General features: G+C 48.3%; 14 protein-coding genes. 5 read left to right on the top strand and 9 right to left on the bottom strand.

What is annotated here, in order from left to right:
- Positions 1-198 precede the first annotated feature (198 nt).
- Positions 199-1,230: a tyrosine-type recombinase/integrase gene (locus tag ACYVEA_RS21090; RefSeq protein ID WP_461115412.1), complete on the bottom strand. Its 1,032-nt coding sequence runs from the start codon at positions 1,228-1,230 to the stop codon at positions 199-201.
- Between the two features lie 486 nt (positions 1,231-1,716).
- Between ACYVEA_RS21090 and ACYVEA_RS21085 the strand changes: the two genes are divergently transcribed.
- Positions 1,717-2,823: an AlbA family DNA-binding domain-containing protein gene (locus tag ACYVEA_RS21085; protein WP_461115411.1), complete on the top strand. Its 1,107-nt coding sequence runs from the start codon at positions 1,717-1,719 to the stop codon at positions 2,821-2,823.
- A 16-nt stretch (positions 2,824-2,839) separates the two neighbouring features.
- Here the strand turns inward: ACYVEA_RS21085 and ACYVEA_RS21080 are convergent, their stop codons facing one another.
- From ACYVEA_RS21080 to ACYVEA_RS21065, 4 genes are all read right to left on the bottom strand, one after another.
- A complete protein-coding gene (locus ACYVEA_RS21080; RefSeq protein ID WP_461115410.1) occupies positions 2,840-3,577 on the bottom strand; it encodes an SDR family oxidoreductase in 738 nt (245 codons plus the stop codon).
- 72 nt (positions 3,578-3,649) lie between these two features.
- A complete protein-coding gene (locus ACYVEA_RS21075) occupies positions 3,650-4,528 on the bottom strand; it encodes a helix-turn-helix domain-containing protein (RefSeq protein ID WP_461115409.1) in 879 nt (292 codons plus the stop codon).
- A gap of 108 nt (positions 4,529-4,636) precedes the next feature.
- The gene (locus ACYVEA_RS21070) at positions 4,637-5,578 is read right to left on the bottom strand and encodes an NAD(P)-dependent alcohol dehydrogenase (protein WP_461115408.1); all 942 of its coding nucleotides are present in this window, start codon (positions 5,576-5,578) and stop codon (positions 4,637-4,639) included.
- A gap of 66 nt (positions 5,579-5,644) precedes the next feature.
- Positions 5,645-6,730, bottom strand: coding sequence for an alkene reductase (locus ACYVEA_RS21065; RefSeq protein ID WP_461115407.1), 1,086 nt, complete (start codon positions 6,728-6,730; stop codon positions 5,645-5,647).
- A 260-nt stretch (positions 6,731-6,990) separates the two neighbouring features.
- Between ACYVEA_RS21065 and ACYVEA_RS21060 the strand changes: the two genes are divergently transcribed.
- Positions 6,991-7,488, top strand: a complete 498-nt coding sequence (locus ACYVEA_RS21060) for a cupin domain-containing protein (RefSeq protein WP_461115406.1) — start codon at positions 6,991-6,993, stop codon at positions 7,486-7,488.
- An 8-nt stretch (positions 7,489-7,496) separates the two neighbouring features.
- On the opposite strand, the gene ACYVEA_RS21055 is transcribed toward ACYVEA_RS21060, so the two are convergent.
- A complete protein-coding gene (locus tag ACYVEA_RS21055; protein ID WP_461115405.1) occupies positions 7,497-8,477 on the bottom strand; it encodes a helix-turn-helix transcriptional regulator in 981 nt (326 codons plus the stop codon).
- A gap of 306 nt (positions 8,478-8,783) precedes the next feature.
- Here ACYVEA_RS21055 and ACYVEA_RS21050 point away from each other — a divergent pair, with 306 nt between their 5' ends.
- Positions 8,784-9,170, top strand: coding sequence for a DUF983 domain-containing protein (locus tag ACYVEA_RS21050; RefSeq protein WP_461115450.1), 387 nt, complete (start codon positions 8,784-8,786; stop codon positions 9,168-9,170).
- Between the two features lie 542 nt (positions 9,171-9,712).
- Positions 9,713-12,952 carry a PAS domain-containing protein gene (locus tag ACYVEA_RS21045; protein WP_461115404.1) on the top strand — a complete coding sequence of 1,080 codons (3,240 nt, stop codon included), beginning with the start codon at positions 9,713-9,715 and terminating at the stop codon, positions 12,950-12,952.
- A gap of 54 nt (positions 12,953-13,006) precedes the next feature.
- On the opposite strand, the gene ACYVEA_RS21040 is transcribed toward ACYVEA_RS21045, so the two are convergent.
- Together ACYVEA_RS21040 and dinB are read right to left on the bottom strand one after the other, a co-directional pair.
- Positions 13,007-13,234, bottom strand: coding sequence for a hypothetical protein (locus ACYVEA_RS21040; RefSeq protein ID WP_461115403.1), 228 nt, complete (start codon positions 13,232-13,234; stop codon positions 13,007-13,009).
- A gap of 296 nt (positions 13,235-13,530) precedes the next feature.
- The gene (gene dinB / locus ACYVEA_RS21035) at positions 13,531-14,607 is read right to left on the bottom strand and encodes a DNA polymerase IV (protein WP_461115449.1); all 1,077 of its coding nucleotides are present in this window, start codon (positions 14,605-14,607) and stop codon (positions 13,531-13,533) included.
- A gap of 129 nt (positions 14,608-14,736) precedes the next feature.
- Here dinB and ACYVEA_RS21030 point away from each other — a divergent pair, with 129 nt between their 5' ends.
- A complete protein-coding gene (locus tag ACYVEA_RS21030; protein ID WP_461115402.1) occupies positions 14,737-14,964 on the top strand; it encodes a DUF6965 family protein in 228 nt (75 codons plus the stop codon).
- Between the two features lie 42 nt (positions 14,965-15,006).
- Here ACYVEA_RS21030 and ACYVEA_RS21025 read toward each other — a convergent pair whose 3' ends face one another.
- Positions 15,007-15,237: a hypothetical protein gene (locus tag ACYVEA_RS21025; RefSeq protein ID WP_461115401.1), complete on the bottom strand. Its 231-nt coding sequence runs from the start codon at positions 15,235-15,237 to the stop codon at positions 15,007-15,009.
- Between the last annotated feature and the right edge of the window lie 17 nt (positions 15,238-15,254).

The raw sequence follows: 15,254 nt of genomic DNA, 5'->3' as shown, positions 1-15,254 counted from the left end.
AGTCATATCACTAAGGTATATTTCACCAATTTTGAATGTGTAAAAGATGTTCAAACTAATTGTAAGTGGACAAATCAGCCTAAACCTTCAACATATAATACAACCGATCACCCGACCGGCTGAGATTGATTAATAAAAAGAGTGACTTCTAAACCGCTTTCAGAGCATCGTTTGCATCCGACTGCTGGAAGTAAAAGCCTACTCATACACCCCGGCCATATCTTCATCCAGATCACTCATCCGCAGATCTTCCAAGTACTCTTCCGTAGTGGAGAATTTGGAGTGACCCAGGGCCGCGCTGATCTTTCGTTTATCCGCTACTTTGCTATCGGCTAACCGGGCAAACGTATGGCGAGCTACGTGCGTGGTCAAATTGACGCCAAACCCGGCCAGCCGGGCAATCTCTTTCAGGTTAAAATTGATTTGAGCCGACTTGCTTTCTACCTCATCTCCCACCCATTTGGTGTTCTGCTCGATGGTAAAAGCTTTCTGCTCGGTCTTTTTCATCCACGGCAACAGGTAGGATTGGGTAGGATCATAATATCGTTCCACCACAATGCGGGCTTTACCTCGAAGCGGTACCGATATCAGATCACCCGTTTTCAGGCTGGTGTATTCCACGCGCCATTCCGCCCCAGTCTTAATGTCCGACGGGCGTAGCAGGAGCACATCCGATATTCGGGAACCATATAAATAAAACTGCAACAGAAATGTATCCCGCGTGAGGGCCAGCGTACCATTAAGTTCCATCGTTTCCAGCGTGGCCAGCTGCTCGGCAGTGAGTCGAGGCTTACGGGTCTGGGCTTTGGGGAATTCCAGTAGCTTCAGCGGATCGTTGGCCGTCAACCCCCGTTTCCGGGCATCTTCAAAAATGGTCGCCAGAAACTGCATGCGCTTGCGGAGCGTGTTATCCGACTTGGTGCCATTCTCTTTTAGCCAGCGGGCAAATTTTAAAATCCAATCTTCAGTAACCTCGTCCAAGCTTATATCGATCTCCTTTTGAAACTGCTCGATGCGATGCACGTGCGAGAGGTATTTTTCGGCACTGTGGTAAGAGCCCCGGCCGCGCATGCGTTCGATGTAAGCTTTAGCGGCCGCGATCAGCCCCGTCTGATCCCGCTGTTCTTCAAACACAGCCTCGGCCGAGATGGGTAGCTTCTTCCGTTGCAGATCCAGCAGACGCACCTCCGCCTTATGGTATTCATACAGGATGGTTTGATTGAAGGCCACCGCGTTGGATGAGACGATTTGACCTTGCCCGATTTCCAGAATTTGGGATCAATCTTACAAAGGGTTTTACGTCTAAACTGCCGACCTGCCAGGGTTTCATAGATCAACTGGAGCATGACAGCGTGGGTGCCATCAGAGTAAGCTTTCTGGTGGAGGACGACTTTAAGGGACGGCATAGGACGTTAAACCGGGTGCACAACGGTTGCACAACAAAGATAAAGAACGGCGGCTAACCGAGGTTAATAGAATAAGCTCGTAAACGCCATATAGACCTGTTTCAACGAGTTAAGCCGGAATGAATGGCTAAATATAGGGGAGTTGTAGTGTCTCCGTCTCCACAATTAAGACTGTAAATCAAATAGTTACGGGATTTGCACACAAAACGGGTGATGTTCATAGCATCGCCCGTTTTTGGTTTTAAGCGATTCTAACTTGTTTAGCTACCGGATAAGCAAAATAAATTTTACCTTCTAAGTTTTATCGTTTATGGCCACTTCATTTACTGAAACTCACTTAGGTAAAACCATTAACGAGGTCAAGGTAGTAGATCTAATTACTTATTTTTCAACTGAGCACGATGAATCCCTAACTCTTGAATTTAAATCTTTTCATCAAAAGGAAGGTGATATAAGACACAAAGAGAATGGGGTACTCCGGACTATCTGTGGGTTTCTTAACTCAAACGGTGGATTACTCATATGGGGAGCCCCAATAGGTACCAAAAAGGCCAACGGACAAAAGGTATTTACAGGTGACCTGTCCCCTGTAGAAAAACATTATACAAGGGATGATTTTATTCGAATGGTCTCTAATCGAATTATACCGTTTGTCGCCCCTGTTCAATTCAGAGATATAGAAATCGAAGCGGGTAAATTCGTATACTTAATCGATGTTCCCGAAAGTGAAGCAAAACCTCATCAGTTCGACAATATCTATTATATGAGGCTTGATGGACAAACTAAAATAGCTCCCCACTATATCATTGACGCATTATTCAAGCAAGTTAAAATTCCGAGCTTGAAAGTGTTTTTACGTCTGGATGAATTCACCCACTTAAGTGGAGAAGTGACATATAACTCAGTCAATTTGTTGATGACCTGTTTTCTCATAAACTCGTCAAGGTTTGTTCACGAATATGAACCATACTATATATTACAGCCAGGTGCGGGCGGGATCATAAATAAGGCTACTAATGAAGTAGAAAAATTTCGTCATATATATGAAATCCCCTCATTAAAAATTCTTACGTATAATTTACCAGTGATCAGGCAGGAGATTTTTCATTTGACAATGGATCAGCATTATGAATGGTGCGATAAAAGCTTATCCATTCCCATTACTATTGTCGGTGGTGGCAGGCTTTCTCCACTGGTTAGTAGTGGCAGGCTTTCTCCACTGGTTAGTAGTAGTTATGAACTAGAACTAGTGGACGCCAGCAAGAACAAAGATCTAGTTCTATCTAGGCAAGTTCCAGTCGATCGAGTTATAAAATTAAAGCCCATTCATATAAACCAGTTCAAACATGACGAGTGGACAGGTTCCGAGGAAGAACGCTTAAATTCAATAATAAATAAATCCAAGGCGCGCAATTGATGTACACTTGTCAGGATTACCAGGGGCAATGGGCCGGTTCCGGAAAGTACTCTTCACTGATAAATTTTCCGGTTGGTCCATCCTGTCCAATCAGCGCATACTTGACCAGGCGTTGCCCAGCCTCTTCGACAGTGCTGGTGCCCTGGTGGTTGGTAAAGTCGGTTTGGGTGTATCCAGGGCAAACGGCGTTGACTTTGACACGTGTATTACGAAGCTCATAAGCCAGATTGACTGTATACATATTCAGGGCCGACTTAGACGATTGATATACCACGTAGCGGGTGGGGTAATCAGGATTATTCAGGTCAGCGGCCAGGGTCAGGGAAGCCATGCTGGTGCTTACATTTACGATACGGGGCGCAACAGACTCCTTCAGCAAATCAATAAACGCCTGCGTCACTCGGACCACGCCGAAAACATTGGTTTCATAAACTGTCCTATACGCATCAATCGTGGTTTCGAGGGCCGATTGCTCAAACGCGCCTGAAATGCCGGCATTGTTGACCAGCACGTCCAACATCATTGTTTTTTCGCCTACTAGGGCACGGGCAGCCTTAACCGATTCAGGATTGGTCACATCAAGTTGTAGGGCCTGGACGTTGTTTAGCCCTTCGGCGTTGAGCCTTTCGACTGCCGAAATACCACGTTCCAGACTACGACTTCCTACATACACGAAGAATCCGTTTTGGGCGAGCTGTCTTGCTACTTCATAGCCAATGCCTTTGTTACCTCCTGTTACTAATGCTGACTTCATAGGGCTACGTAGTTTAAAATGAATGAAAGCAAAAGTAGCTAGCGACAAAGCGGTCGATCTGGACAAATCAGCTCAATTACTGGACAAATAATGCCGGTCAGCGACAAAGTCACTGATATTTTTGCCGGTCCTCTTTTTAAACAAGCGGGAAAAATAATCCGGGTCGTTAAAGCCCAGCTCATAAGCCAGTTCCTTGACCGACAGAGGGGAATAATGCAATTTCCGCTGGGCTTCCTGAATCAGTCGGTTGGTGATCCATTCTTTGGGCGAAAGGCCTGAAAACTCCTTTACCAGGCCATAAAGACTACTCGGAGTCATCGCCAGTTCTTCCGCAATGGTATGTACGTCATGCTGCTCGGTCAGGTGCGTTTCCACCGCCAGTGTAAAGGCGACATATTTTGACAACTTAAGGTTGGAGGAGGCAGGCTGAGGGCGGTCCTCAAAGTAAGCACTGTTAAACTCGGTCAGCAACGTGTTTAGATGCGCTAAAATAATGGCTACTTTCCTGGGCTTACCAGACGAATGGAGTAGCTGAAATAACATCGACAACACCACCTTTACTCGTTCCTTAGCCTCTGGCTCGAACGTGATTGTATTTGCCCGAAAAGGATTGACCAGGAAAGGGAAAGCTTGTGGAAGCAGCGCCAGCGTGTTCTCATCAAATCCGATTTTATATTGTTGCGTAGCTTTATTGGGGAATGGATGAGCGAAGATTTGATTAGGCGTACCAAAAACCACTTGACTATCGGAAATAGCCATGTCTTGCCCGTCTACCTGACAGGTTTCCGCTCCCTGATCCACAAACACAAAATAATAGTAGGCTAACCTGTGGGGTTGAAGCAGCTTCTGCCAGACCCCATCTGGCAGCGTGATGGCACAATTTTGGTTCACCGTGATGGGCACTTTATCATGGTGCTTGATCTGGTCTAGTAATCCTTTTGTTTCCTGCACGACGGGTTATGTGGTTAGAACAAATACCTCAACAAAAAAAAGGAGCGATTCGTGTCTGGTTAAAAAAGCACGATACGAACGAAAAGTCACGTTGCTGATCCCTTACCGTCAATCCAGAACAATCACCGACTTTCCGATCAGTTTACCCCCACGGGCTTCCCGGTAGGCTTCCCGGACATTCGTAAAGGGATACGTTTTAGCCAGCACGATCTGCAAGTCAGCTTCCGCTAACTTCGTTAACGTATTGAGGCCTTCAGCCGTCGGTTTGACGATCAGAATCTTATGTTTTTGGTTGGAAAAGATATTGTTGAGAAATGAGCCAATAAGCGCCAACGGGGAAGGAAGCGTACTGACAAAGACGGATTTGGGTTTCATAAGGCTTTTGGCCTCATGAAAAGGAAGTTTGGTGGTGAGGTCAATCACCGCGTCGAATCGTTGAGCCAGCAGCTTGATATCCTGCTTCTTGTAGTCGACTACGGTATCCGCACCCCATTGTATGGCCTGGGCAACGCCTTTCGTACTAACTACGGCGGTTATTTTGGCACCGCGTTTTTTAGCCATTTGTACGGCAAACAGGCCAATTCCACCGGTGGCCCCGTTGATCAATACGTCCTGATTAGGGCTAACGGCTGCCAGTTGATCCATAATCTGTAGGGCTGATAGCCCGGTTAGGGGTAAGGCGGCTGCCTGCTCAAAGGAAATATTGGTGGGTTTTAGGGCAATATCGGTCGGGTTGACGACCACGTAATCGGCCAGGGCTCCTCCTTTAAACACATCCAGTACCCCAATAACTGCATCCCCCGCCCTAAAGCGGGTAACGGCGCTGCCAGTTTGTTCAACAATTCCCGAAAAATCGATGCCCACCGATTTTGGGAATGAAGAGCCCGACATCAACTTCATGTCGCCCCCGTACACCTTCCAATCCAGGGGATTAATCGAAGCCGCTTTTACCCGGATCAGCAGTTGATCATTCTGGATAGGGGGCACGGCTTGCTCGGTCACCTCCAGCACGCTTTCATCCCCGAACTGGTTATACATTACTTTTCTCATGATGGTTGAGGTTTTAAGTTAATTAAAATGCCCAGTCATTAAAAAGGTACTGGGTCTACTGCCGGGCTAGACAAGCTGGGGCAATCCATCCCATACTGGGTAGTCGGTATATCCCTGCATACCAGGTGTATATAAGGTTGTGTAATCCACCTTATTAAGGGGGGCGTTTTTTTCGATCCGGTTCATGAAGTCAGGGTTAGCCAGGAAGCTTCGGGCAAAGGCCACCAGATCGGCCGTTCCGGCCTGTAATTTGGCTTCAGCAGTTTCCGGTGTTAGTCCGTTGCAGTAAATAAGCGTATTGGAAAAAGCGCTGCGGATCGCCTGATGCGTTTTCTGAGGTATCGACGGGTTGTCGGAAATGTGAAGATAGGTGATGCCCAGGCGATTCAATTCTTCACTCAGGTACACATAGGTTTGGTGTACGTCGGCTTCCTCGTAGGCGGGCATATCGCTTAGCGTAGAGTAGGGCGATATACGCAATCCAACCTTCTCGGGGCCGATGGCATCGGCGATTTTTTCGGCGATCTCCAGGGTTAAGCGGCTGCGGTTTTCAATGCTTCCGCCATAGTTGTCCGTACGGGTATTGACATGGGGGTTTAACGATTGCTCCAACAGATACCCGTTGGCACCGTGCAGTTCCACCCCGTCAAAACCGGCCCTAACTGCGTTCTTGGCGGCTTTTACGAAGTTATTAATCACATTCGTTATCCCTTGATCATCAAGGGGTACCGGTGCGGAATAGGCCTGCAAGCCAGCCGTGTCGGTATAGATTTCTCCGGCCGCTCTACGATCCGAGAGACCTACCGGCTGATAGCCTTCCGGTAAATTAGCAACATGAGCGATCCGGCCTGTATGCATCAACTGGACGAATATCCTGGCACCGCTCTCATGGACGCCCCGGGTGACCGCCTGCCAGCCGTCGACCTGAGCCTCAGAAAAAATGCCCGGAATGCGGGGATAGCCCAACCCTTCCGGACTGGGTGAAGTTCCTTCGGTAACAATCAGGCCCGCTCCAGAACGCTGCTTGTAATAAGTAGCCATCAAAGCATTGGGTAAATTGTTCTGGGCCCGGCTGCGTGTCATGGGAGCCATTACAACATGGTTTTTCAATTGGAGTGCACCTTTGGTAAAAGGCAGGACTAATTTTTTCATGGCCGTGTGTTTTAGTTTCGACACAGCAAAGGTGAGCCTGCTAAAGATGGGGAAATAGCGCAAAAAGCCGGAAAAATAGTCGAATCCGACAAGGCCGGTCCATCCCGATAAATAGCCGGTCTGGTGCTCTTAGTCTCCGTTGAAAGAAGCCTGCCGACTATGTAATTTGGTTTGTCTGATTGGACTGATTTTATGTCCCATCGGAATAGTTTCCAACCCGGAGCCGCTTGAAATTTGTGGTGTTTTTAAATCAAAACCTTATGGAAAATCACAAAAAACCGTTCACAGTTGGCCCTGAAGAGGGTAAAACCGTTTCCGTTGTTGGTGACACCTACCGAATCCTGATTAGCGGAGAGACCACTGGAGGAGCTTTCGCTACGATTGATATGCTGATTCCGTCCGGCGGTGGCCCTGGACCACACGCCCATGCGGATTTCGAAGAATCCTTTTACGTGATCGACGGCGAAATCGAGGTCAAATCCGAGTTTGGCCATTACACGGCAACTAAAGGATCTTTTATTAGCATTCCGAAAGGGGGCGTGGTGCACGCCTTTAAAAATAATACCGGGCAAACGGCTCATTTGCTTTGCACCGTGGTACCGGCCGGGTTGGAAACGTTCTTCGAGGAGATCGGCCAGCCGGTTGCTCCTGGCCAGTTTCTGCCGGTGCCCCATTTTGATGAAGCAACCATTCACCAACTACAGGCTATCGCTCAAAAGTACGGTCAGCAAGTATTCCCTCCCGATTATCTGGGGTAAACAGGGCGTTATGAGTACGAATATCGCTTTGGATTTAGGCCATACTGCTTTTCAAAGACCCGGCTAAAGTGGCTCAGATTGGAAAAGCCCAGCTCGTAGCCCACTTCGCCCACCGAATGCTTGCCCTGCTTTAATAGGAAGGCGGCTTCTTCCATGCGGGCCTGCTGGTAATAATTGTAGATGGTGCTGCCAAATGTTTGCTTAAAAAGCTGTTTTAGTTTGGTTTCGCTCATCGCAGCGATCTGGGCGAGCTCACGGATGACCGGTGGCACGCTCAGGTCGCTGATGATTTCATTTCGTATATACAAAAGCCTTTCAGCATCGGCGCTGTTAATCGCCTGATGAGCAGCACTTTCGCGTAAAGACAGTTTATGAAAAACCAGATAGAGCAGTTCCTGCACCTTGATCTGCATGTAGAAGTGGCTCAGATTCGTGGTCATGTCCATGGCGGCCATGTTTTTAAGCAGCAGCTTGGTCTCGGCTTCCATCCGTTCGAAAAAAAGAAAGGAGTTACCGCTGCCGGTAATAGTTTGGAGAACCGAATTGGGCTCGTTGTGCCCTAATAATTCGGTTAAACGGAGCGGCTTTATGGCGACCACCACGTACTGAATCTGTTGATGGGCGGGAAATCGTAAGGTTGAGCTAAGATCGTTGGAGGTAACCTGGATCGCCGACTCATCGCGCTGCGAAAACAGGACCTGGGTGTTCTCATTGTAAGCGATCTGAAGCGCCTGTTCGTTATTGTAATAAAAGACAGTGATCAAGTCATTTCCCTGGTCGGATGAATTTCGATTAACGATGAGATCTTCCTTGAGCAAGTACCGGTGGATGGTGATCTTAAAGTCGGGCCCGAAGGCTAACTTGCGGATATACCCCTGTCCTAGATGGTCTGGTATCATCAGCAGGCCGTTTTGTACCGTTGCCTGTATGTGACGGGCAAAGTACGTCATATAGTCAAAATCGGGTGTCGCGGTAAAACTGAATAGCATAACGAAAGGACCGTAGGTGGCTACTGTTTAGCCATAATTCAGGATCGTAATATATACCCACAGCGTTGAATTTGAAAATAGGCAGGCTTCGATCAGCCGCGTATCTGGTTATAAATCGGTTGGCATTCTTTCCGGTCAAACAAGTATCCTCTCTGAACATGGCATGAGGGAAACTTGATTGCCACTGGTTTGATGAAGGCCTGCACGAAACAAAGTGCCCGGCTATTCAGTAGTTAGGGCAACGAGCCGTTCTTGAGCAACCAGGTCATCCGAATCGGCTGTGGGTATCCACTCGTTACCAACAACATGGGCAAAGGCACCAAACTATATAGCATTTTTTTCAATAAATGCCCCCGATGTCAAAAGGGGAGCTTCTTTTTGACCAATAATCCTTATAATCTTAAGAAATTTGATCAAATGAATCCCCAGTGTCGCTGCTGCGATGAACGTTTTGAGCGAGAGCCGGGCTATTATACGGGTGCTCTCTACGTGAGTTATGCGTATTATACAGCCCTGATCGTGAGTTGCTTTGTGATCATGGAGGTGTTACTGGATTGGGATCTGAGCTATTTTCTGGGTGTTTTAATCAGTTTAATTCTTTTGCTAACTCCGCCCGTTTTCCGGCTGGCCCGCTTAACCTGGATTAATTTTTTTATTTCGTACGATGCTCACAAACTTACCCATTGTCCTTGATGAGTAAGGGAAGCGGTAGACTGAGTTAGGCTCGTGTGCCGATGGCCATGGCTGATACAGACAGGCTGTCTGCGTAGGCAGAGCCAGTTCGTGCCCGATCTGGCCAAATTGATTACCTCTTGCAGTGTAGCAGGTTTGAGAAGCGGTTCTTGTCAGGGGCCTTGCCGATAATTCTACGAAACAGGTAAGGGCCCTAGCCGTTTTTCCAGTATGCCCTCATTCTTTTCTGGCAAAGTAACTCCTGGCTATGGGTCAAGGCTATTGCACTAGCTGAGGACTTATGCCGTCGCTACGTATGTCCCCGTCATGCCTACCGGCCCGCTACTACTAACCGAATAAACTGAGTGCGTTAAAGCCACATCGTTCGGCTTGCTCTAATGGTAGTCGCCCACATAAGAAGCCGTGAGCATTGGGTCCTGTTGGTATAGTTGACCTCTTTGTGAAAACGAGTGTAAAACGACCCCGACGATAGCCTACTCGCCCTGGACGCTGAACAGATGCGCGTCTTAACAGTTAACTTGCTACGCTAATGATTGTGAACAATGACTGGCTCTACTTTGCCATTGAATCAGGGAAAGGCGCTTAATGAGCGTTTAGATGTAGATTTTGCGTTACAAGCAGCTCGGCTTGGCGTCTGGGAACTTGACCTGACCACCAACCTGATTAACTGGGACGATAGGTGCCGGAACCTGTTCGGACTGGCGGCCAATTCTCCATTTCCCCTCTATGAACAGGCGCTACGTTATATTCACCAGGAAGACCGCAGTCGGGTAGACCAGGCCGTAAAATGGGCGCTGAATCCAGCGTCTGGAGGGCAGTTTAACGTTGAATTTCGCACAATTGGCGCGGCTGATGACGTGCTACACTGGGTTCGGCTTATGGGCCGCAGTTATGCCAATGAAACAAACCAGGTGTACCGGCTTGCCGGTGTTGCTCAGGATGTTACCGCCTTAAAAACGACCGAACAGCAGCGCCCACTAACCGCTGATTTACTGCAATCCATTTTTGACAGTTCGGCAGATGGCATCAGTGTCCTCAGAAGCATTCGGGATGATCGGGGCTACATAGTGGATTTTGAATACCAGTTGGTGAACCGAGTCACCGAAGAGGCCAATAACCGGACTGATCTGGTGGGACAGCGTTATTCAGTAGCCCATTCGGGGTTTAAGCAGGTGGGTTTGTTTGACAGTTTAAAAGACGTTGTCGAGACGGGCCAAACCCGGCGAATGGAGTTCCTGTATGCCGGAGAAGGCCTGAACAACTGGTACTCAACCACCGCTGTTAAACTTGATGATGGCGTCGTGTTAAGCTTTCGGGACATCACGCACGACGTTGTGTCCCGGCAGCAAATGGAATCCAGTGAACAGCGATTTCGAAGTCTAATTGAAGAAGCTCCGGTAGCTACTTGCCTGCTGGTAGGTCAGGAAAGGATTATAGACGTGGCGAATGACGTTATGCTTAGCTACTGGGGCAAAGACCGGTCGGTGATTGGAAAGCCTCACGAGGAAGCCATACCGGAGCTAAAAGGTCAACCTTTCGAGCGGTTATTGGACGAGGTGTTTGCGACAGGCAGGACGTATGAGTCGAAGGGTGCTCCGGCCGAATTGGCGATAAACGGTCAATTGGGCACGTACTACTTTGATTTTACGTATAAACCCCTGCGCAATCCGGCTGGTGAAGTCGACGCTGTTTTAGCCATGGCTATCGATGTGACCGAGCAGGTTATCGCTCGAAAAAAGCTGGAAGAGAGCAAAGAACAGGTAGAGTTTGCCATTGATGCGGCTGAATTAGGCACGTGGGATTTAAATCCGGCGACAAATAAGTTCACGGCGAATCTCCGATTAAAAGAGTGGTTTGGCGTGTCGCCCGAAGAGGAAATATCGCTTACGCTTGCCACCGATATCATTGTTGACGAAGACAGGCAACGGGTTATCGACGCTATCGAACGAGCGTTACAGTACGAGTCGGGTGGTCGATTTGATATTGAGTACACACTCGTTAATCCGGTAACCAAACAGGCCCGAATAGTACGAGCTAAAGGAAAAGCCTGGTTTACGGATGAACAGGCAGCGTATCGATTCAATGGTACGCTTCAGGATATAACAGAGGGAAAAAAAAATATAGAAGCCATGCTCGAAAGCGAGCAAAGCTTACGTAGCCTGATTGAAAGTGCTCCCTTCCCCATTGGTGTTTACGTCGGTCGCGACATGCGCATCCAGTTCGCCAACCAGACTATTATGGACGTATGGGGCAAAGGCAATGACGTAGTGGGTAAGCGCTATCCAGAGATACTTCCGGAGCTGGCAAATCAGGAAATTTATGAACAGATAGCGCGCGTCTACAACACGGGTATTCCCTTTCACGCAAAGAACCAGCGCGTAGATATTGTTGTGGATGGAAAACTTCAACCTTATTACTTCAACTACAGTTTTACGCCACTTTTCAATGCCGAAGGGCAGGTGTATGGCGTGATGAACACGGCGGGCGAAGTAACGGATTTGATGGTGGCCAAGCAGCAGGTGGAAAAGACCGAAATGGTGCTTCGGGGGGCTATTGAACTGGCCGAACTGGCGACCTGGAGTATGGACATTCAAACCGGCACGTTTACCTATTCGGAGCGGTTTATGCACTGGCTCGGTTTCTCGAAGGCCACCAGGAGTTTAGATGAAGACTATAATCCGCTGCCAGATGACTACCGACAATCTGTTGCTGAGGCTATTGCCGACGCAGTCAAACCGGGATCGACTGGATTTTACGAAAATGAGCATCCAATTATCAATCGACTGACGGGACAGATACGTATCATTCATGCACAGGCACAGGTATTCTACGATGCTGACGGAAGACCCTTGTCACTGAGCGGAATGGCTCAGGATGTTACGGAGCAACGGCAGGTTCAACTTTCCCTGGAACAGCAGGTGCAGGAGCGTACCGAAGAACTGGAAGCCACCAATGAGGAGTTAGCCGCCACGAATGAGGAACTGGCCACAACGAATGAAGAATTAGCCGCCACGAATGAAGAGTTTGAGGAAGCCAATCAACTCCTGATCCGGTCTAATGAGAACCTGGAGCGGTTTGCCTACATTGCCAGTCATGATTTGCAGGAACCACTACGTAAGGTGCAGCAATTCGGTGATCTGTTGAAAAATCAGTACGCGGCTCAATTGGGTGAAGGGGTTGGTTATCTGGAGCGTATGCAGGTAGCCGCTGGCCGAATGTCGACTCTTATCAAGGATCTGCTGAGTTTCTCCCGCATTTCTACCCAACGGGATACCAGCGAATCGGTGCAGCTAAAAGCGATAGTTCAGGGCGTCGTTAACGATTTAGACCTAGTGATTCAGGAGACGGGTGCACTGGTTATTATTGAACCGTTGCCGATAGTCCAGGGCGATCCTTTACAGTTGGGTCAGCTCTTTCAAAATCTGCTCAGCAACGCGTTGAAATTTCGTCAACCCAACGTAAGTCCAACCATTCGGATAGAGGCAAAGGTTTTGGCTGCCAAAGATCTACCAATATCGGTGAAACCGGCACGCGCGGCCAGAACGTATCATCGCATTCGCGTATCGGACAATGGGATTGGCTTTGATGAGAAATATCTGGACCGCATTTTTCAGGTTTTCCAGCGACTACATGGCAAAAATGTATACGCTGGGACAGGTATTGGCCTGGCCATCTGCGAGAAAGTAGTAACGAATCATGGAGGTGCCATTACCGCTACCAGTAAACCCGGTGCCGGTGCTACGTTCGACGTCTATTTGCCCGCAGAAAGCAACGCAAATTAGGATACAAAAAGACCGGCCGAAATGGACCGGTCTTTTTGTATACAGCACTACGAATTACGATTTTACGGGCGTTTTTAGCAGACTCTTTCGCACTTTATCGGCAGCCGCCAAATCCATGAGTGTAATGTTGGCCCGCTGGCGCATGGTCGGCGAAGCGGTCAGGAACTCCGTAGCCATTTGAATCAGCAAAGCGGCCGTTGCGGCCCCATTTGTTTTGCGACGAACTGAGCGATTCGCGTCCGGGGAGGGGGATAATTTATTGGCAAGATATGTTGACTCCATTTGTCGACTTTTCTGTTGTTTACGTTCTACTATAAGAACAAAAAAATAACCTTTTTTAGTCAAATCTGATGTCTTTTTTGCCAAATTTTTAACCCTTAAATTGAGGTTAAACGATAAATTACCAGTTTGATAATTAATAGCTTACAGTTAATTAGTGCGTCAATGTGTTACGTTTGTAGACGTGCGAAATTATTGTCGACCGAAGCCCCCAAAATACAGCCCATTAAAGGACTTTTAGTGTATAGCTTCTTTGTGTTCTTTATGCCTCGGCAGCCAGTAAATCACACGGAGATAGCTCATATATCTAATGTCAATTGCCCGGTGACAGGCCCGTTGCTTTCCTGGAGACTGGAGAGCGAAACCCCCAATAACCGGATGCCCTGAGCGAGCGGCAGGATTGACTGGAGCAGGTCAAGTACAAGGCGCGTTAACGTAGGTTTGTCACTAACGGAACTCAGTGAACTACGGCTGCGGGTGATCTGGCTGAAGTCGGCATATTTAACTTTCAGGGTGACGGTTCTGCCCAAAATGCCGGTACGTTCACAGTAGCTCCACACACTGTCAATGAGCGGACCCAGGGACGACGCCAAAAGAGGGTAGTCTGTTAAATCCTCTTCAAAGGTGGTTTCTGAACCAACTGATTTGCGAACTCGATTTGGCGTCACGGGCCGTAGATCAACAGCGCGAGCAATGGAATAGTAATGTTTGCCAACTTTGCCGAACTGTTGCGTTAAAAACGCTTCGGTCTGCTGGCGAAGGTCCAGGCCCGTAAAGATGCCAAGCTCATTCATCCGGGCTGCCGTTACCCGGCCAACTCCGTGAAATTGCTCTACTTTTAAGGATTCGACAAAGGCTAGTCCGTGCTGCGGTTTAATGACATACAAGCCGTCTGGTTTATTATAGTCAGACGCCAGTTTCGCCAGGAATTTGTTATAGGAAACTCCCGCCGATGCCGTCAGGTAGGTTTCCTGTTTAATCTGGTCTTTGATAGCCTTGGCCAGTAACGTAGCCGAAGGGTTGTTGGTGAGGTTCTCCGTTACGTCCAGGTAAGCTTCGTCCAGTGAGAGGGGTTCAATCAGCGGGGTATACTGAGCGAAAATAGCCCGTATCTGCTGGGAAACGGTTTTGTAAACATCAAAACGCGGTTTGACAAAGATGAGATCAGGACATTTGCGGATGGCGATGGAGGACGCCATGGCGGAGCGTACCCCATACTGGCGGGCTTCGTAGCTGGCGGCTGCTACGACTCCGCGCTGGCGGGAACCCCCCACGGCTACGGGCTTACCCCGAAGGTCAGGATTGTCCCGTTGCTCGACCGATGCATAGAAAGCATCCATGTCAATGTGAATGATTTTACGGGTTACGTACTCCACCGCCTTACTTGCTACGTTGCTGATACGCTGCCAGCTTATTTTGTTGATGCCTGTTTCATCAGACAATATAGGTACTTTATCGTACAACTATATCATAGCCCTAAACTAACTATTCCTTATTTTTGCCGCATGCAATTGAGTAAGGAACATCAGGAATTAGTTAATTTTTTTGCCAACCAATCGTTACCGACTGGTCCACAGCACATTAATGAGTATAGTGTTTTCCTCAATCTACCGGGTGCCGTGTCCGCCCAGCTTAAGCAATTACAGAGTGATGTTGATGCGTCGCGACGATCGGCCGCTTTGATGCTGAATCAAGTCCGAAACTGGCTGATGAATCAGGAAAGGACCCGTTAATGATCAATTGATCCGATGCTGGCTTCAACGCCGAACGCCTTCTTATTTTTCGTACTGACGTATCATTTCCTGAAGACGGTTTGCCTTTTTTCTCAGGCGTTTGTCCCATTTGGCATCGATCCGGCCAATCAATCTATAATACGTTTCGTGGACAGCATTCAGACAACAGTACGTACTATACGTCTCCATGAAGGCTGCCAGTAAGTCAAGATCATCGGGCTTAAAGTGGGCAGGCAGCGGGTACCGCTGTAGAAATTCTTTGGCTGGTTTCATTAACTAAGTCACATAAG

Source organism: Spirosoma jeollabukense (assembly GCF_054777855.1).
The sequence above is the reverse complement of the archived record's forward strand: the minus strand, read 5'-3'. Positions and strand labels throughout refer to the sequence as shown.

Bases quoted from the DNA above. Each gene is read 5' to 3' on its own strand.
- ACYVEA_RS21055 (WP_461115405.1), bottom strand. From the start codon at position 8,477: ATGCTATTCAGTTTTACCGCGACACCCGATTTTGACTATATGACGTAC.
- ACYVEA_RS21080 (WP_461115410.1), bottom strand. From the start codon at position 3,577: ATGAAGTCAGCATTAGTAACAGGAGGTAACAAAGGCATTGGCTATGAA.
- ACYVEA_RS21065 (WP_461115407.1), bottom strand. From the start codon at position 6,730: ATGAAAAAATTAGTCCTGCCTTTTACCAAAGGTGCACTCCAATTGAAA.
- ACYVEA_RS21040 (WP_461115403.1), bottom strand. From the start codon at position 13,234: ATGGAGTCAACATATCTTGCCAATAAATTATCCCCCTCCCCGGACGCG.
- ACYVEA_RS21070 (WP_461115408.1), bottom strand. From the start codon at position 5,578: ATGAGAAAAGTAATGTATAACCAGTTCGGGGATGAAAGCGTGCTGGAG.
- ACYVEA_RS21085 (WP_461115411.1), top strand. From the start codon at position 1,717: ATGGCCACTTCATTTACTGAAACTCACTTAGGTAAAACCATTAACGAG.
- ACYVEA_RS21025 (WP_461115401.1), bottom strand. From the start codon at position 15,237: ATGAAACCAGCCAAAGAATTTCTACAGCGGTACCCGCTGCCTGCCCAC.
- ACYVEA_RS21030 (WP_461115402.1), top strand. From the start codon at position 14,737: ATGCAATTGAGTAAGGAACATCAGGAATTAGTTAATTTTTTTGCCAAC.
- ACYVEA_RS21060 (WP_461115406.1), top strand. From the start codon at position 6,991: ATGGAAAATCACAAAAAACCGTTCACAGTTGGCCCTGAAGAGGGTAAA.
- ACYVEA_RS21045 (WP_461115404.1), top strand. From the start codon at position 9,713: ATGACTGGCTCTACTTTGCCATTGAATCAGGGAAAGGCGCTTAATGAG.
- ACYVEA_RS21050 (WP_461115450.1), top strand. From the start codon at position 8,784: ATGGGCAAAGGCACCAAACTATATAGCATTTTTTTCAATAAATGCCCC.